The 13,779-nt window shown below is 37.2% G+C and carries 14 protein-coding genes; 6 read left to right on the top strand and 8 right to left on the bottom strand.

Features of this window, described 5'->3' with window-relative positions; all coding sequences use genetic code 11:
* Window positions 1-154: 154 nt before the first annotated feature.
* Complete coding sequence (locus tag OM33_RS19400; RefSeq protein WP_040136032.1) at window positions 155-889, bottom strand: glutathione peroxidase; 735 nt, start codon at window positions 887-889, stop codon at window positions 155-157.
* A 241-nt stretch (window positions 890-1,130) separates the two neighbouring features.
* Here OM33_RS19400 and OM33_RS19395 point away from each other — a divergent pair, with 241 nt between their 5' ends.
* Window positions 1,131-2,102 (top strand): DUF4382 domain-containing protein, encoded by a 972-nt coding sequence (locus OM33_RS19395; protein ID WP_040136030.1) that lies wholly within the window; start codon window positions 1,131-1,133, stop codon window positions 2,100-2,102.
* Here the strand turns inward: OM33_RS19395 and OM33_RS22200 are convergent, their stop codons facing one another.
* The 3 genes from OM33_RS22200 to OM33_RS22650 are packed head-to-tail and all read right to left on the bottom strand — an operon-like array spanning window position 2,103 to window position 2,796.
* A complete protein-coding gene (locus OM33_RS22200; RefSeq protein ID WP_407681060.1) occupies window positions 2,103-2,300 on the bottom strand; it encodes a glutathione S-transferase C-terminal domain-containing protein in 198 nt (65 codons plus the stop codon).
* A gap of 24 nt (window positions 2,301-2,324) precedes the next feature.
* Window positions 2,325-2,663: a Tom37 metaxin N-terminal-like domain-containing protein gene (locus OM33_RS22195; protein WP_052141193.1), complete on the bottom strand. Its 339-nt coding sequence runs from the start codon at window positions 2,661-2,663 to the stop codon at window positions 2,325-2,327.
* Entirely contained in the window at window positions 2,629-2,796 is a 168-nt protein-coding gene (locus OM33_RS22650; protein ID WP_199922556.1) for a thioredoxin domain-containing protein, read from the bottom strand. The genes OM33_RS22195 and OM33_RS22650 overlap by 35 nt, the downstream gene beginning before the upstream one ends.
* Window positions 2,797-2,950: 154 nt before the next feature.
* Here OM33_RS22650 and OM33_RS19385 point away from each other — a divergent pair, with 154 nt between their 5' ends.
* Window positions 2,951-3,592 (top strand): hypothetical protein, encoded by a 642-nt coding sequence (locus tag OM33_RS19385; protein WP_040136028.1) that lies wholly within the window; start codon window positions 2,951-2,953, stop codon window positions 3,590-3,592.
* 6 nt (window positions 3,593-3,598) lie between these two features.
* On the opposite strand, the gene OM33_RS19380 is transcribed toward OM33_RS19385, so the two are convergent.
* Together OM33_RS19380 and OM33_RS19375 are read right to left on the bottom strand one after the other, a co-directional pair.
* A complete protein-coding gene (locus tag OM33_RS19380) occupies window positions 3,599-4,990 on the bottom strand; it encodes an MATE family efflux transporter (protein ID WP_040136026.1) in 1,392 nt (463 codons plus the stop codon).
* A gap of 170 nt (window positions 4,991-5,160) precedes the next feature.
* Window positions 5,161-6,102, bottom strand: coding sequence for a hypothetical protein (locus OM33_RS19375; protein ID WP_040136024.1), 942 nt, complete (start codon window positions 6,100-6,102; stop codon window positions 5,161-5,163).
* Between the two features lie 206 nt (window positions 6,103-6,308).
* On the opposite strand from OM33_RS19375, the gene OM33_RS19370 reads away from it, so the two are divergent.
* The 3 genes from OM33_RS19370 to OM33_RS19360 all read left to right on the top strand — a co-directional run bounded on the left by OM33_RS19370 (window position 6,309) and on the right by OM33_RS19360 (window position 9,977).
* Window positions 6,309-6,638, top strand: a complete 330-nt coding sequence (locus tag OM33_RS19370) for a DUF1294 domain-containing protein (RefSeq protein ID WP_234402742.1) — start codon at window positions 6,309-6,311, stop codon at window positions 6,636-6,638.
* A 210-nt stretch (window positions 6,639-6,848) separates the two neighbouring features.
* Window positions 6,849-7,259 carry an alternative ribosome rescue aminoacyl-tRNA hydrolase ArfB gene (gene arfB / locus OM33_RS19365; protein ID WP_040136022.1) on the top strand — a complete coding sequence of 137 codons (411 nt, stop codon included), beginning with the start codon at window positions 6,849-6,851 and terminating at the stop codon, window positions 7,257-7,259.
* A gap of 144 nt (window positions 7,260-7,403) precedes the next feature.
* Complete coding sequence (locus OM33_RS19360; RefSeq protein ID WP_199922555.1) at window positions 7,404-9,977, top strand: TonB-dependent receptor plug domain-containing protein; 2,574 nt, start codon at window positions 7,404-7,406, stop codon at window positions 9,975-9,977.
* Between the two features lie 193 nt (window positions 9,978-10,170).
* On the opposite strand, the gene OM33_RS19355 is transcribed toward OM33_RS19360, so the two are convergent.
* Both OM33_RS19355 and OM33_RS19350 read right to left on the bottom strand, forming a co-directional pair.
* A complete protein-coding gene (locus tag OM33_RS19355; RefSeq protein WP_040136019.1) occupies window positions 10,171-11,397 on the bottom strand; it encodes an EAL and HDOD domain-containing protein in 1,227 nt (408 codons plus the stop codon).
* Window positions 11,398-11,493: 96 nt separating this feature from the next.
* Window positions 11,494-12,867, bottom strand: a complete 1,374-nt coding sequence (locus OM33_RS19350; protein WP_040136017.1) for a coiled-coil domain-containing protein — start codon at window positions 12,865-12,867, stop codon at window positions 11,494-11,496.
* 468 nt (window positions 12,868-13,335) lie between these two features.
* On the opposite strand from OM33_RS19350, the gene soxR reads away from it, so the two are divergent.
* Window positions 13,336-13,779 (top strand): redox-sensitive transcriptional activator SoxR, encoded by a 444-nt coding sequence (gene soxR, locus OM33_RS19345; RefSeq protein WP_040136015.1) that lies wholly within the window; start codon window positions 13,336-13,338, stop codon window positions 13,777-13,779.

Raw genomic sequence — 13,779 nt, 5'->3', positions numbered from 1 at the left:
AAAATGGTTCATAAACAAGGCGAAAAATTTAACGTGTAGTTGCTCTACATGAGAATTTTATAACGCGGTTAATGAGGCGTTTAACTCGCTAAAGTGACAAAATAGTTAATAAAAGTGGTATAAATAAAGCCTGCATATGCAGGCTTTATTCTTTTTACAGTGATTGAAAGTAAGTCTCTAAATCATCTGAACCACCAATGTGTTTACCACCAATAAACACTTGCGGCACAGTATCACGACCAGACATTGCTTTTAAGCTGGTGTGTGATGCATCTTTGCCAATTACAATTTCTTCATAGTTGTAACCATGCTTATCTAAAAGGCGCTTCGCATTTTGGCAGTACGGGCAGTTTGGTTTAGTAAACAACGACACTGGTTTTGGTTTCACAGCATTAGGATTAATATAATCTAACATTGTATCTGCATCGGATACTTCAAACGGGTCACCTTCAACCTCTGGCTCGATAAACATTTTTTCAATAATACCGTCCTTCACTAGCATAGAATAACGCCAGCTACGTTTACCAAAACCGATATCGCTTTTATCTACTAACATGCCCATGCCATGGGTAAATTTGCCCGTACCGTCAGGAATAAGTCTAATGTGTTCAGCTTCTTGTTCTTTAGCCCAAGCCGCCATGACAAAACTATCATTTACGGATACACATAAAATATCGTCAACACCATTCGCTTTAAATGTATTGGCTAGTTCATTAAAACGCGGCAAATGAGTTGAAGAGCATGTAGGTGTAAATGCCCCCGGTAGTGAAAATACAACTACGGTTTTACCTTTAAAAAGGTCATCTGAAGTGAGTGTTTGCCATTGATTGTTTGCAAAAATAGGCAAGGTCACTTTTGGTACAGTCTGTCCAGAAATATCGTTTAACATATTACGCCCTTAATTTGGTTTTTGTTGAATTGGGATAAGTATGTCTTTTACTAAGCAATCAATCCAATGAATTATACTGTTTAATTCAATCTAAAAAATAAATTAATCGCATTCATGAGTAAAATACAGGTTGTTAGCTTTGATTAATTACAAAATAAGAATAAATATCATCATAATGACGTATCAAATCTGGCTCTCTCTACTACTATAATGTTGGTAATAGAGAAAAGTTGGGGCAATCATGAAAATCTATTTAATTATTTTGTTAACCGCATTAATAGCTGCGTGTGGAGGCGGTTCTTCTTCCAATGATAATGATGGTGTTGTGCCACCTGTAACAGGTGTTGAGCAAGCTAAATTTTCTTTGGGGGTAAGTGATGCACCAGTCGACGATGCAATCGCTGTGGTACTTGAAATTGATACAGTTAAAATTATTAAACTTAATGACGCTGGCGATTCAAGCGAAGAAATTTTAGTGGAAGAGTTTGCAATGGAGGATGGTTCTACAGCAACCTCAGTTGTAACAAACTTACTTGATTATCAAGGGGCGGATCAAAAGAAAATCATTGATGAGTTAGCGGGTATTGTGCTTGACGAAGGGAGCTATCAATTAGAACTTGTGATAATCGACGCAGGCTCTTATGTTGAACTTGATAATGATGCCACGTTATACGCAATTAAAATACCTAGCTCGCGTTTACGCCTTGGTGAATTTGCAGTGGATGCAAGTCTACAGCAAGTGGGTGATACACCTGCTTATACTATTGAATTTGATTTAAGAACGTCTCTTGTGCAACGTGGCAATAACCCAGCACAAAACGGCTTTATCTTAAAACCGCACGGCGTAAAAGTTGTTGGTAGCTCAGGTACTATTGCGGGTACTGTTTCGTCTGAAAATCTAAACTTAGGTACATGCACTGTGTATATGTATCCGGGTGATTCTACTGAGTTTGGGGATTTGTTTGATAGTGAAGATGAAGCGTTTGAAGGGGAAGTGCCAACTGCGACTGCGCCACTTGCATCGACCGTTGTTACAACTGAGGGCACCTTTGAGTTTGGTTTTGTATCTGCGGGTGACTACATGGTGGCATTACGCTGTGATGATCTGGTGGATGACAACATTCAATTCGATGGATTAGTGATCCCATCGCCTGAAGGTCAAAGTACATTTATTACAGTAACCTCAGGCAATACAAGCGAAGCTAACTTCTAATTAAACACCACACGCGTTATGGCAGCGATTGATATAGGCAACAATATTTGGCTTATTTTCAATCGCTGTTTTTATTGGTGTATTTAGCTTGCCATTCAATAAATTAGTGAGTGTTGCGTAAGCGGCTGCGTCATACTGTGTCATGCGCTCGGTAACAAAATAAGTTTTATCACCTAAAATAGAAGCCAAGTGCTCAATTGCTTCTATGGCAAAGTCATAGACTTATGTTTTATGATGGCGGCCTAACCCTTGAGCATAAATACTTTTAATAAGGTTCTTTCGCACCAAATTTGGAACAAATAATTTTAACAGTGCGGGCATTTTTGAAAATAGTTCTTGCTTAGTTAAAGGCCAAAAATCATCATCTACCCAGCGACTATAGACTAAGCACCAGTATAATTTCTCTTCTACTAATTCTTTAATTAGATAGCCAATTGCATGTTGTTCTTTAGTAAGATCTGCATCGTGCTTGGCATTTTTCTCAAGGGTCGCTAGGATAATATTGGAGTCGGCTATCAATTCTTTGTCAATAATGGCAACAGGGAACTTCTTTTTTGGCATTTTTTTCAGAGTCAATGCGATATTTTACTTGGTAGTCGATGTTAGCTAGTTTGCAATACGCTTCGAGTTTAAGTGCAAATGGACTTGCATTAGTGAGTCCAAAAGCCGGTGGGAATTCATATATGGTAATCATCTTACTTTCCTTGTTGTTTTTAAACATAATACGCTGTAGTTTTGTCAGCGAGTGTCAGTAGCTAAACTCACCAAAATTAAAATTGTTATACTTGTGTTTGGTATGCAAGTGTTCGATAGCTAGACTAAATTATAAAAATAGAACAAATAACACTATGTCAGAAATCCTCTTATTAATTGAAAATAATCCGCAACTTGTTCTGTGTACCTTAATTATACTCATCGCTATAATTTTTTATAAAGAACGCGTTTCACGATCTTCTTCTTATCAAACGAAAGCGGTAAATGAAGCACATTTGAAATTATTTGAGATGACAGCAACGCAGCTTATTGCATTTCAGAGTATTTTAGGTGAAATGATCTACCGCCATAAATCAGTTATAGCTGATGAACTTGATAATGCGTCAAAAGCCTTCTTAGAAGACATTAATGCGGTGGTGGAATTAAACAACCCTAAAAAAGAAGCACAATTAAAAAAGCAATTGCTTCAACTTATAAGTGATAAACGTCAAATTGTGGCGAATGATCGCTTGAAAATAAGTTTAGCTGTAAAACAATTAGAATTACTTGCGTCCAATGATTTAGCGCTTTGTATTTTTAATATTCAAGGTAAAATAATGACTATGATCCAGCATACAGATGCGTATTTAATGCATTTAGCGAGTGTTGCTGAAAGCCCGTTTGATTCAAGGCTACAAACTAAATTGGCATTGAATGACGATGATCAAACGGCATTGCTGGCCTTGATAGATGAATTGAACGGCCAATTTAAAGAAGAGAAAAAGCGCCTTATTTAAGGCGTTTTAATTTATCGCTGGGCCTTGTTTGATAGCGGTATTGTTACTTTGATTTTGTTCTCTCAACCTGATATTTACTTGTTTTTTATATCTGTAAAGTACGTATAGACCAATAAAAGCATGCGCTAAACTTAAACCGATAAAAAGCCCTTGGCTGCCGGCAAAATAAACTCCCCCTAAACCTAATAACGGTACACTCACTAAGCGATGGATAAGAATTACTTTACTTGCCTCTTGCACACAACCAATTGCATTTAGACAAGAGGGTGCTAAAAGTGCGACAGCTAAAAAGAAGTAGGTAAGAGGCACATAGTTGAGATAGTTTAAAATGACTCTTTTTTGCTCACAATCTGGACATAAAAAGAATAAAACATCACTTTTAAATATCAATAATAAAATACTAATTAAGCTTTGAACCAATAGTAGCGAAATTAGTACATGGCTGATTATCTGTTTGCAACGCGTGATCTGTTTTGCCCAATAGTTAATGCCAACAAGCGCAGGTACGGATGCTGTAAATACCATGGGTAAGGCCAAAAATAACATCTCTAAGCGGAAAACAATGGCAAATGCACCTATATATTCTGTGCCGATACGGCTCATAAAAATGGTAAGAATAAATACTGAAAGGGCAGGAGCAAGTTGTTGTAAAGTTAGCAGTAATGAAATCCGTTTGTCGCTGAATAAAGTTTTGAGACAAATAACCTTAAAATCTATACGTTTGTAAACGATAAAAATAGCCATTGCGAGAAGAGCAAAGCAGCTATCAACAACAAAATGAAGTTGTGCAAGGTCTGAAATCAAAGTGAGGCTTTGGCTATTTATAACTAATAACAACAGTAAAGTTTTGCTTGTCATCCAAGCGAGTAAATACATAGCAGAGAAATGACACCAACCCAATGCACGCATCATGCTACTACTTTGCCAAACCAATACGAGCGGTAAAAATGAGGCAATTTTATATTCGTAAAAGAGTGCTATTTCACTTTGATAATGTGCTAATTCAGCTTGGTTAAATTGTAATAGCCAGTTATTTAGATTGACTAGTTCGCTGTAGCTGTCTTTGAAAAAATACATTAGAAGTAGTAAAACGCTCGTGACACAAAATGTAAAAATGAAAAGCGTCGGAATAAATGATTTTTGATGGTGCTGTTCTTTTACCAAAATCATATTTGAACGGACTGCAATGGAAATCGCAACGGCATTCATGGAGATAACAAGCGGTAGAAAATACCCAAATAGTGACAAGCTATTATCATTGTGCGTTGCGATAAGGCTTGATTCAAGCACGTCAAAGAGCAATAACATAAAAATTGCGGGCATCAATAACGAGCTGGAATTAACGATGGCACGCCAAGGGGAGTTAACCAAAAAAGGGTGATGATTTGCTTGTTGCATTATGATGCTATTGATTTTGTGATCATAAATGCAGCATACAAAAATAAATACGTGCAAATGTGTATAGAATGTAAGTGTTTATGTCACTGATAGAATAAATAAATGCAAACTACGGATACTTGTTATAACAGGTTGACATGTATTTTTATTACGTTCATTTACTGCTTTAATTAAACTACAAAATCAATTTGTTGAATAAGACCTACGTTACCATCATTGTTAAGATAAAAACTAGATTCTCGAATTGCCCCTTTCAATTCGCCATTACCATTCCGGATATTTAAGGGGGAATTAACACTTTGTGTTGCAATAGCGCCTATATTCGCCTCGTTTAAAGAAATTAACTTATCTTTTTGGTTATTTTTAATCCATACTTTTAACGAATCAAAAATTACGTCATTCTCATCAATAAAACCGTTACCATCTTCATCATATTGCGAAAGCTCCGCAAAGCCATTGCCGCTCAAAGCACCAAATAATTCTTGTCCGTCATCAATTTTGCCATTGTTATTGCGATCAAAAGCGAGGTAACCATAACCTTTTTCTAGCTGAGTTATTGTGTCTTTGTTACCATCTGCATCTATATCGAATTGATATGAACTTTCCCCAAGTGCAACAGGCTTGTTAGTAAAACTGATTACCAGTGGATCTTTCATATTGATAGTTTCAATTGAACGCTGGTACTCAGTATAGTTTTGTTCAAAGTTGAGCTTAAATTCAAAACTAATGTCACGACCTGCAACCGTTGTGAGCTTTCCTGACATTTTGAGCGAGTTGGCTTGGTGTTCATGGTGAAGCTCTTCAACAATTACTTTGATAGGACCTTGCTGTTCAGAGTCATTTTGAGTGGTTGGTAACGTTTTTGTAGTTGAATGCATGTGTTCAATGTCATTACTGTTAAACCATTCAATATCTTTTCCTGCCAGTTTTTGAACTAACAGTTTAAGGATCATCACCTTGGCATTGTCTTTCATTTCAAGAGTGGCGTGTTGGTCTTGTACCTCGTTTATTTGACCCTCAGCCGTGGAGGCTATTGGTGTTTCAATGCGTTTTTTTACAAATTCACTAACATGATGATTTTCAAGTGTTACCGCTGAGCTGTCAATTTTCATAACAAAACCACCTTACAAGGATACGTAACTTCTTATCGGCAGGGGAGGTTTAAAAATTAACCACTTTGTGAGCGGAGATCTATTCTTATCAAAACCAAGAATTGTTCAGTTTGAAAACAATTAGCGTAACGTAAAATGTTTTACTTTTTTTAAAAACAGAGTTAAATGCTATATTGGCAATGTATTATATCTTGGATATCCCAATAGTGTCGGTTGTATTATTTGCTATAGCCCTGATTATAATGGCTATCTTTAACAAAATAACGGGTGTAGAGATTGTGTTTTATACTGCACTAAGCATTTTGACGTTTGTTGCATTTGGTGTGGATAAATACAAAGCAAAGTACAATAAACTACGTGTCCCGGAAAGTACTCTCCATATTTATAGTCTTTTGGGGGGCTGGCCAGGTGCCTTAGTAGGGCAACGCTTATTTCGCCATAAAACACTTAAACAACCCTTTAAAAAACGTTTACATATTTCAATCTTTCTAAATTTAATGTGTTTTGCAGGTTATTTAATATTCCTACACGTTTAGTATGTATCTCTGCACCTAAATAAGTTTTAACTTACCAATTCAGTAGTAAAAACTCTTATGCAAAATGGTCGTTGCTTTAGTCAATAAGTGTTGTGTAAGTTAGAAAATGAATCTCATACCTGTTAGTTAGTAGACACGAATCTTAAAGTTATCAATTCATTTGAGCGATTTGATATACTTACATACTGAAAGTTTGCATGAGACAAAAATATGTTACAAATTTCGAATACTGTCACTATTTCAGATTGGGAATTAGAATTAACTGCTATTCGGGCCCAAGGTAGCGGCGGGCAGAATGTTAACAAAGTGTCTTCTGCCATTCATTTACGTTTTGATATAAAACGCAGTGCATTGCCCCAAATATACAAAGACAGACTACTTGCATTAAGCGATAATCGAATAACGAATGACGGTGTTATCGTTATTAAATCTCAATCATTTAGAACACAAGAACAAAATAAACAAGAAGCACTTGAACGGTTAAAATCATTGATTAAATCTGCAATGGTTATCCAAAAGAAAAGGCGGGCAACCAAACCGACAAAAAGTTCACAAATAAAGCGATTAGATAGTAAGAAAAAACACAGTAAAACCAAGGCAATGCGAGGGAGAATTGTTTAAAAAAGTAATTTCTGCTTAAAAAAACAACACATAGAATTAAATAATCGACTTTTTACTTGATAATTTCCTAATTTAGTCTATTAATTGTAAACGGCATGTTAAAACATGTTCACAATAATTAACGATAAAAATGCTAGGGAAATTATGAAAATTAACGCGCTACGCAAGGCAGTTATACTCGCCTGCTCATCAACTCTTGCCTCAGCAATGTCTTATTCTGTAGCAGCGGAGGAAACATCTCCCGCTGAAGCAAAAAAAGACGTTGAAAAAATCGCTGTAGTCGGTACACGTTCGGCACCTCGTTCTATCGGTGATTCACCAGTACCAATTGATATTATTGGCGGTGATGACCTTGAGAAACATGGTTCTTCAGATATGTTAGAACTTCTGGTTAGCCAAGTTCCGTCATTTAATGTTCGCCAACAACCAATCAGTGATGCCGCTACACTTATTCGTCCAGTTAACCTTCGAGGTTTGTCATCTGACAGTACATTAGTACTTGTTAATGGTAAGCGCAGACACCGTGCATCCGTAATTGCTTTCCAGGGCGGTGGTGTTAACGATGGTGCTCAAGGTCCAGATGTTTCTGTTATTCCAAGTATTGCATTAAAACAAGTTGAAGTACTTCGTGATGGTGCTGCAGCTCAATACGGTTCTGACGCGATTGCTGGTGTAATGAACTTTGTGCTTAAAGACGCCTCAGAAGGCGGCAGCATCGCAGTTAAATACGGTGAATATTACGAAGGCGATGGTGATACAACAACCATCGAAGGTAATGTTGGTTTACCGTTTACTGATGATGGCTTTGCAAACTTATCATTCGCTTTAAAAAACGCTGACGCGACAAGTCGCTCAGTTCAGCGCCCTGATGCAGCTGGCTTGGCTGCAGCAGGTAATAGCTATATTCAAAACCCTGCACAAATCTGGGGTAACCCTGAAATCAATGATGACCTAACTATTTTTGGTAATGTCGGTCTTGATTTAGGTAACGATAAACAATTTTACATGTTTGGTAACTACTCTGAGCGTGATGCAATTGGTGGTTTCTATTATCGTAACCCGCACAACCGTGGCAATGTTTACTCAATTGATGGTGGTGAAACACTATTAGTTGGTGATGTTGGCCAAGCAAATGGTGGCGCAAGAACGTGTGCAGTGGTTCCTGCAAATGTTCCAAACGTACTTGAAACGCAAGCATACAAAGATATGGTTGCCGACCCTAACTGTTTCTCAATGAACATGATCTTCCCTGGTGGTTATACACCTCAATTTGCAGGTACAATTGTTGATACTTCATTAACAATGGGTGTAGAAGGTGAGTTCAGTGGTGGTTGGTTAGATGAAGTATATTTTGACCTAAGCGGCTCTGTTGGTCGCAATGCATCTGATTTTTACCTATACAACACATTAAACCCATCACTGGGTTTAGAGACACCTGTTAACTTTGATACAGGTAAGTACATCCAGCTTGAAAAAACGTTTAACTTTGACCTAGTAAAATCAGTTGAAGTTGGTTTGGATGATCCGCTTAACTTAGCTGGTGGTTTTGAATTCCGTGAAGAGTCATTTGAAATTGTGTCAGGTGAAGAAGCTTCTTGGAAAGCAGGCCCGTACGCAGATCAAGGCTTTAACATTGGTTCGCATGGTTTTAAAGGTTTTGGTCCGGAGTCACAAGGTACCAACACTCGCCGTAACTGGGCAGCATATTTAGATGCTGAGGCATACTTAACAGAAGACTTCCTAGTTGGTGCAGCACTTCGTTACGAAGACTACAACACCTTCGGTGACACAGCTAACTACAAGTTAACATTGCAATATGCTATTTCAGATGATTGGCAGATCCGTGGTTCAACAAGTACTGGTTTTAGAGCTCCAACAGTTGGTCAAGCGAATGTAGTGAACACTGCAACATCGCTTGTAAATGGTGAGCTAATTCAAAGTTTCTTAGCGCCACCAACTGATCCATTATCAGCATTTTATGGTGGTAAAGAACTGACGCCTGAAGAATCTACAAGTTATGCACTTGGTACGGTTTACGAGTATGAAGATTTCTTCTTAACCGTAGATTATTACAATATTGAAGTTACTGACCGTATTGCACAGTCAAGTCAGATCGATGTGCTTGAATCAGATTATGCTGAATTACGTGAATTAGGTGTACAAAACCCTGAGCTTATTTCAGCAGTAACGTATTTTGCAAATGATTTTGATACCACAACCAAAGGTTTAGATGTAGTTGCAAACTATTCAGCAGATCTTTTCAACGGTGCAACTAAATTTGCACTTGCTTACAACTGGAATGAAACAAACGTTGATTCATTTAATCCAGCTACCACGAGTGATGGTAAAGTAAAACGTTTAGAAGAAGGTATGCCACAGCATCGCGCGACATTTACAATTACACAAAATTGGGATGATGTTAGCATGTTTGTGAGAGCAAATTACTTCGGCGAATACTTTGCTGTTCACGCTGATGATGATTGCTTAGACGGTTGTTGGAACGAAATTGCTGATTCAGCATTCACTTTTGACGCTGAAGTTAGTTATTTCTTCACAGAGAGCTTTAAAGGTGCAATTGGTGCCAATAACATTTTTGACCAAGAGGCTCAAAAGTTACCAGCAGCTTCTTATGGTGTGCTAGGTGCACAATACTACGAAAGTGGTCCATATGATTATAACGGTGGTTTCTACTACGTTAAATTAAGTTACTTATTCTAATTATATAAGTTATATAACAACGCAAAAGCCCAGTTTTCTGGGCTTTTTTATGCTTATTACAAAGTGAGTAACCTTACACGAGTTATTAAAACAAAAAGGATTTAAAGCTATTGTGTAGATTGTTAAAAGTACATAAAAATAGAGGGAAGAGCTATAAATTAAAACCCAATGTTTCGTTTGTTAAGTTTTGTTTCTAAAGTGGATCTTGCGTGCAATTATAAAGAATATCACTCCACTTAATTGCTTCGTAATAAAAAGCAGGTAAATCTGCTTGATCTATTTTTAATTTATTGCACTGCGATTCTATTTTTTGCCAACTACCAGATTCATAGCTTAATACAAGTTCAAGGATATTTCGGTTTATGTTTTCTTCACCAATCAACGCATCAGTAATGTCTTTACCAAGGGGCAGCTGCTTTAAAATTACTTCCATTGAACGGTCAAATATCGCATCTAATAGTGAGAATAAACCTACTAAAAACGATTTACTTTTAAGGCTAGGAGCTACTTTTTGGGCGATTACATCACAAAACTTGGCGCGTATTGTCGACATGCGGATAAGTTCATGGGGTTTGTCTTTTGCAAAGTGTGCGGTCACCACAAGGTTTAAAAAACGTTTAGCATTTTGATCTCCAAGATAGATAAGACCTTGCTTGATTGAGTTTATCTCTTCACGTAATGGAAATAGTCCAGAATTGATAAAACGCATCAATTTATAACAAAGCGCCGGGTCTTGCTCGACAAGGTTTGCTATACGATCATAATTGAGCTCCTCTTTTACAAGCTCAGTGTAAAGTAGCACGACTGTTTGCGCATGGCTGACCATATCGGGTTGCTCAATTAGTTGGGGCTTACATAAAAAATAACCCTGAAAATAATCAAAGCCTAACTCTTTAGCTAGCTCAAAATCCTCATGAGTCTCGATTTTAGTCGCCATTAATTTAATATTTTTAAGTTGTTTTAGTTTGTGAATGTCAGCAATCACAGAGTTCAATGGCGTTCGACTAATATCGAATTTTACCAGACGGCATAAATTACAATATGGTTGCCAATCAAAATGAGGTGTAAATGGATCTAATGCAAGGGTATAGTTTTTATGAAATAAGTTTCTACAGGCTTCATATACCTCAGGGTTCGGTATAAAGTCTGTCATCACCTCAACTATGAAGTCTGTATTGGGTAGAAGCTCTGGTTGCTTTTGAAGAATTCCTTGATGATGGAATTTTATTAGGGCTTTTTTTCCCGACGTAAGTCGCCTCAATCCGATAATAAATTGGCTGTCTGCGATAAGTTTTGAAGTTGCAATAACTGGGTCTATTTCGGGAAATGAATTGGCTCTGCTGTTACGAAATAAAAGCTCATAAGCAACCAGTCTTTTTTTGCTGTTTAGTACTGCTTGTCGTGCGGTATATATTTTCAAATTATTGATAAATAGCGTTTATTTATATATAAATTTAGCGGATGATTGTTTAAATGCAATAAAAAAGGGCCTGAAGGCCCTTTTTTATGATGTTTTCTAAGCTTGATCTTGAAGCGGCACTACATTGTTACTTGCCCGTACTTGTTCAAGTTCGAGCTTTGTATCATCAACTTCACGTTCTAATTCGCGTACACGAGCCATCGCTTTTTCTGCACTTCTTGTTAAGCGTTCTACAGTGGTTGCTGAGTTTTGTTTGATGAATTCAAGCTGTTCTTGCAGCTTTTCATTTTCATTCTCATAACGCCATGCATTGTTCTGCTCACTTGAAAGCTTTTCTTCTAACAATCTTATCTTAGATAAATTTTGGTCAGAATTTTGCGTCAGACGTTGAATTGTAGCCGTTGAATTATTCTTAACAAAATCCATTTGTTTAAGTAGATTCTCTTTCTCAGATTCAAAACCAGCTGCTACCTTTTGTGCTTCAACTAACTGAGTCTGCATTTCTTCAATTTGCGCTTTTGCACCTTTAACGACTGACTGTTGATCTTGGCTATGTTGTGATAACTCAAGATTTTGCTTCTTCAGAAGTTCGAGGTTCTGCTCTGCTTGCTTAAGTTGTGCTTGCATTGCTTCTTTTGCTTTGCGTAAGTCTTCCACTTCAGAGGTATGTTGTTCAGCTTTAGCTGCATGCGTATTTGCAGTTTGTTCTAATTGAGAAAGCTGCGATAACGTTGAATTTTTTTCTTGTAATAAGTTTTCTATCTGAGAGTCTTTTTCTTGCAAGGCAGCTTCTAAGGTCTGAACCTGTGTAGCCACAGTCTCAGTTAGCTCAGTAACTTTGGCTTCACCGGTTTGTTTCAGCTCTTCAATTGTGCGCTCATTCGATTCTTTTAGTTCAGCAATTGTCGCTGCACTATTAGTTTTTAATTGCTCAATGGTATTTTCATTGGCAATGCGCATGTCTTCAATTGTTTGATTTTTTGATTCAGTTAATTCTTGAATTTGCTTTTCGTGATGCTCTTTTAATGACGCTATTTCAACATCAGCGTTGTCTTCAACTTCTGCAATCGTTTGTTTGAATTGAGCCGTTTCTTCCTCAAGACGCGTTTCAAGAAGTGTTACTTTCTCAGAGAGTTCAGTTGTAATCTGTTCTGTTTTTTGAAGGCTTAAAATAGCAAACTTTTCAGCCTCAATGGCACGTTCAAGTTGAACTTCAAAATCACGATTAATGGTATTGGAGAAACGTTTAATCTCGCGGTGAAACGCAGCTAAATACTCTTCGCTTAGAGTACCAGTGTCTGCAGCAGCTTGGCGAGTATCTTGAGACTCACTGCGCCAGCGTTGATAATGCGCAAGAATAGTTGCTGTGCTGCCTTCACATTCTTGCAAAATAACTTCAACGGAAACAGCTTCGCCGTTTTGCACTAACTGATCGCACAGTTCTTTTACTTTTGCGTAATTCGTTGTCATTTCTCTATCCTTGTAGAGCATACATAGTTTTGGGGACTTAACCATTTGCCGTTAGTGATAAAGTATTATTATAAATTCAAGTCTGAGACTCTCACTTTATCGAAATCATAACTACGGCATGATCTAACAATAGCAATTTTGTCCAGAAAAGATCAACACCAGTAGCGCCTTTTATTAATGAATTTAGAACTAGTTAGTGGTTTTATATGCGATAAACTTATTTATATAAAAAATTTATAACTATTGGCTACTAAATAGGGACTGCTTTTTATTATTTAATGGTATGTTATTGATTATTAAATAGCGTAAATAATTGCTCAAAGTACTATAAGAATATGCTATTTGTGTGAAGTAAAGCACTTTAACCAGTCCCTTAGTATTAGTAGTAGAACAAAAATTCGTAAGTGCAAATTTAAACACGGATAACTACCAAAGAATAAAATTGTAAATTCAGCAAAAGGGTAATAAATGAAAGAAGCACATTTATCTGTCGGCGTTGTCGCTAAGCGTGCAGCAGTAAAGGTAAGTACACTCCATTTTTACGAAACAAAAGGTTTGATAAGAAGCTGGCGAAATGCAGGTAACCAAAGACGTTATAAGTCTGATGTGTTGAGACGGATTGCACTTATAAAAGCCGGCCAAAAAATAGGCGTAAGTCTGAGTGAAATAAAAGCTATTTTATCCCAACTGCCTGATGAACGCACACCAAATACACATGACTGGGAACACATAGCGACGGCATGGCAGAAACGATTAACGCAACAAATTTTGTATATTGAAAAATTAAGAGACTCGCTGACGTCATGTATAGGCTGTGGCTGTTTGTCGCTTGAGCGATGTCATCTCTACAATCAAGATGACCACCTTAATGAAGAAGGGGATGGGGCAGTCATCTTAGACCGAATAGATTAG

This window comes from Pseudoalteromonas piratica (genome assembly GCF_000788395.1).
In the GTDB taxonomy this organism is placed as follows: domain Bacteria; phylum Pseudomonadota; class Gammaproteobacteria; order Enterobacterales; family Alteromonadaceae; genus Pseudoalteromonas; species Pseudoalteromonas piratica.
Note: the sequence above shows the minus strand (reverse complement) of the source record. Positions and strands in the feature narration are given on the sequence as shown.

Bases quoted from the DNA above. Each gene is read 5' to 3' on its own strand.
- OM33_RS19400 (WP_040136032.1), bottom strand. From the start codon at position 889: ATGTTAAACGATATTTCTGGACAGACTGTACCAAAAGTGACCTTGCCT.
- arfB (WP_040136022.1), top strand. From the start codon at position 6,849: ATGTTACAAATTTCGAATACTGTCACTATTTCAGATTGGGAATTAGAA.
- soxR (WP_040136015.1), top strand. From the start codon at position 13,336: ATGAAAGAAGCACATTTATCTGTCGGCGTTGTCGCTAAGCGTGCAGCA.
- OM33_RS19385 (WP_040136028.1), top strand. From the start codon at position 2,951: ATGTCAGAAATCCTCTTATTAATTGAAAATAATCCGCAACTTGTTCTG.
- OM33_RS19380 (WP_040136026.1), bottom strand. From the start codon at position 4,990: ATGCAACAAGCAAATCATCACCCTTTTTTGGTTAACTCCCCTTGGCGT.
- OM33_RS22195 (WP_052141193.1), bottom strand. From the start codon at position 2,663: ATGCCAAAAAAGAAGTTCCCTGTTGCCATTATTGACAAAGAATTGATA.
- OM33_RS19350 (WP_040136017.1), bottom strand. From the start codon at position 12,867: ATGACAACGAATTACGCAAAAGTAAAAGAACTGTGCGATCAGTTAGTG.
- OM33_RS19360 (WP_199922555.1), top strand. From the start codon at position 7,404: ATGAAAATTAACGCGCTACGCAAGGCAGTTATACTCGCCTGCTCATCA.
- OM33_RS19375 (WP_040136024.1), bottom strand. From the start codon at position 6,102: ATGAAAATTGACAGCTCAGCGGTAACACTTGAAAATCATCATGTTAGT.
- OM33_RS19395 (WP_040136030.1), top strand. From the start codon at position 1,131: ATGAAAATCTATTTAATTATTTTGTTAACCGCATTAATAGCTGCGTGT.
- OM33_RS22650 (WP_199922556.1), bottom strand. From the start codon at position 2,796: ATGATTACCATATATGAATTCCCACCGGCTTTTGGACTCACTAATGCA.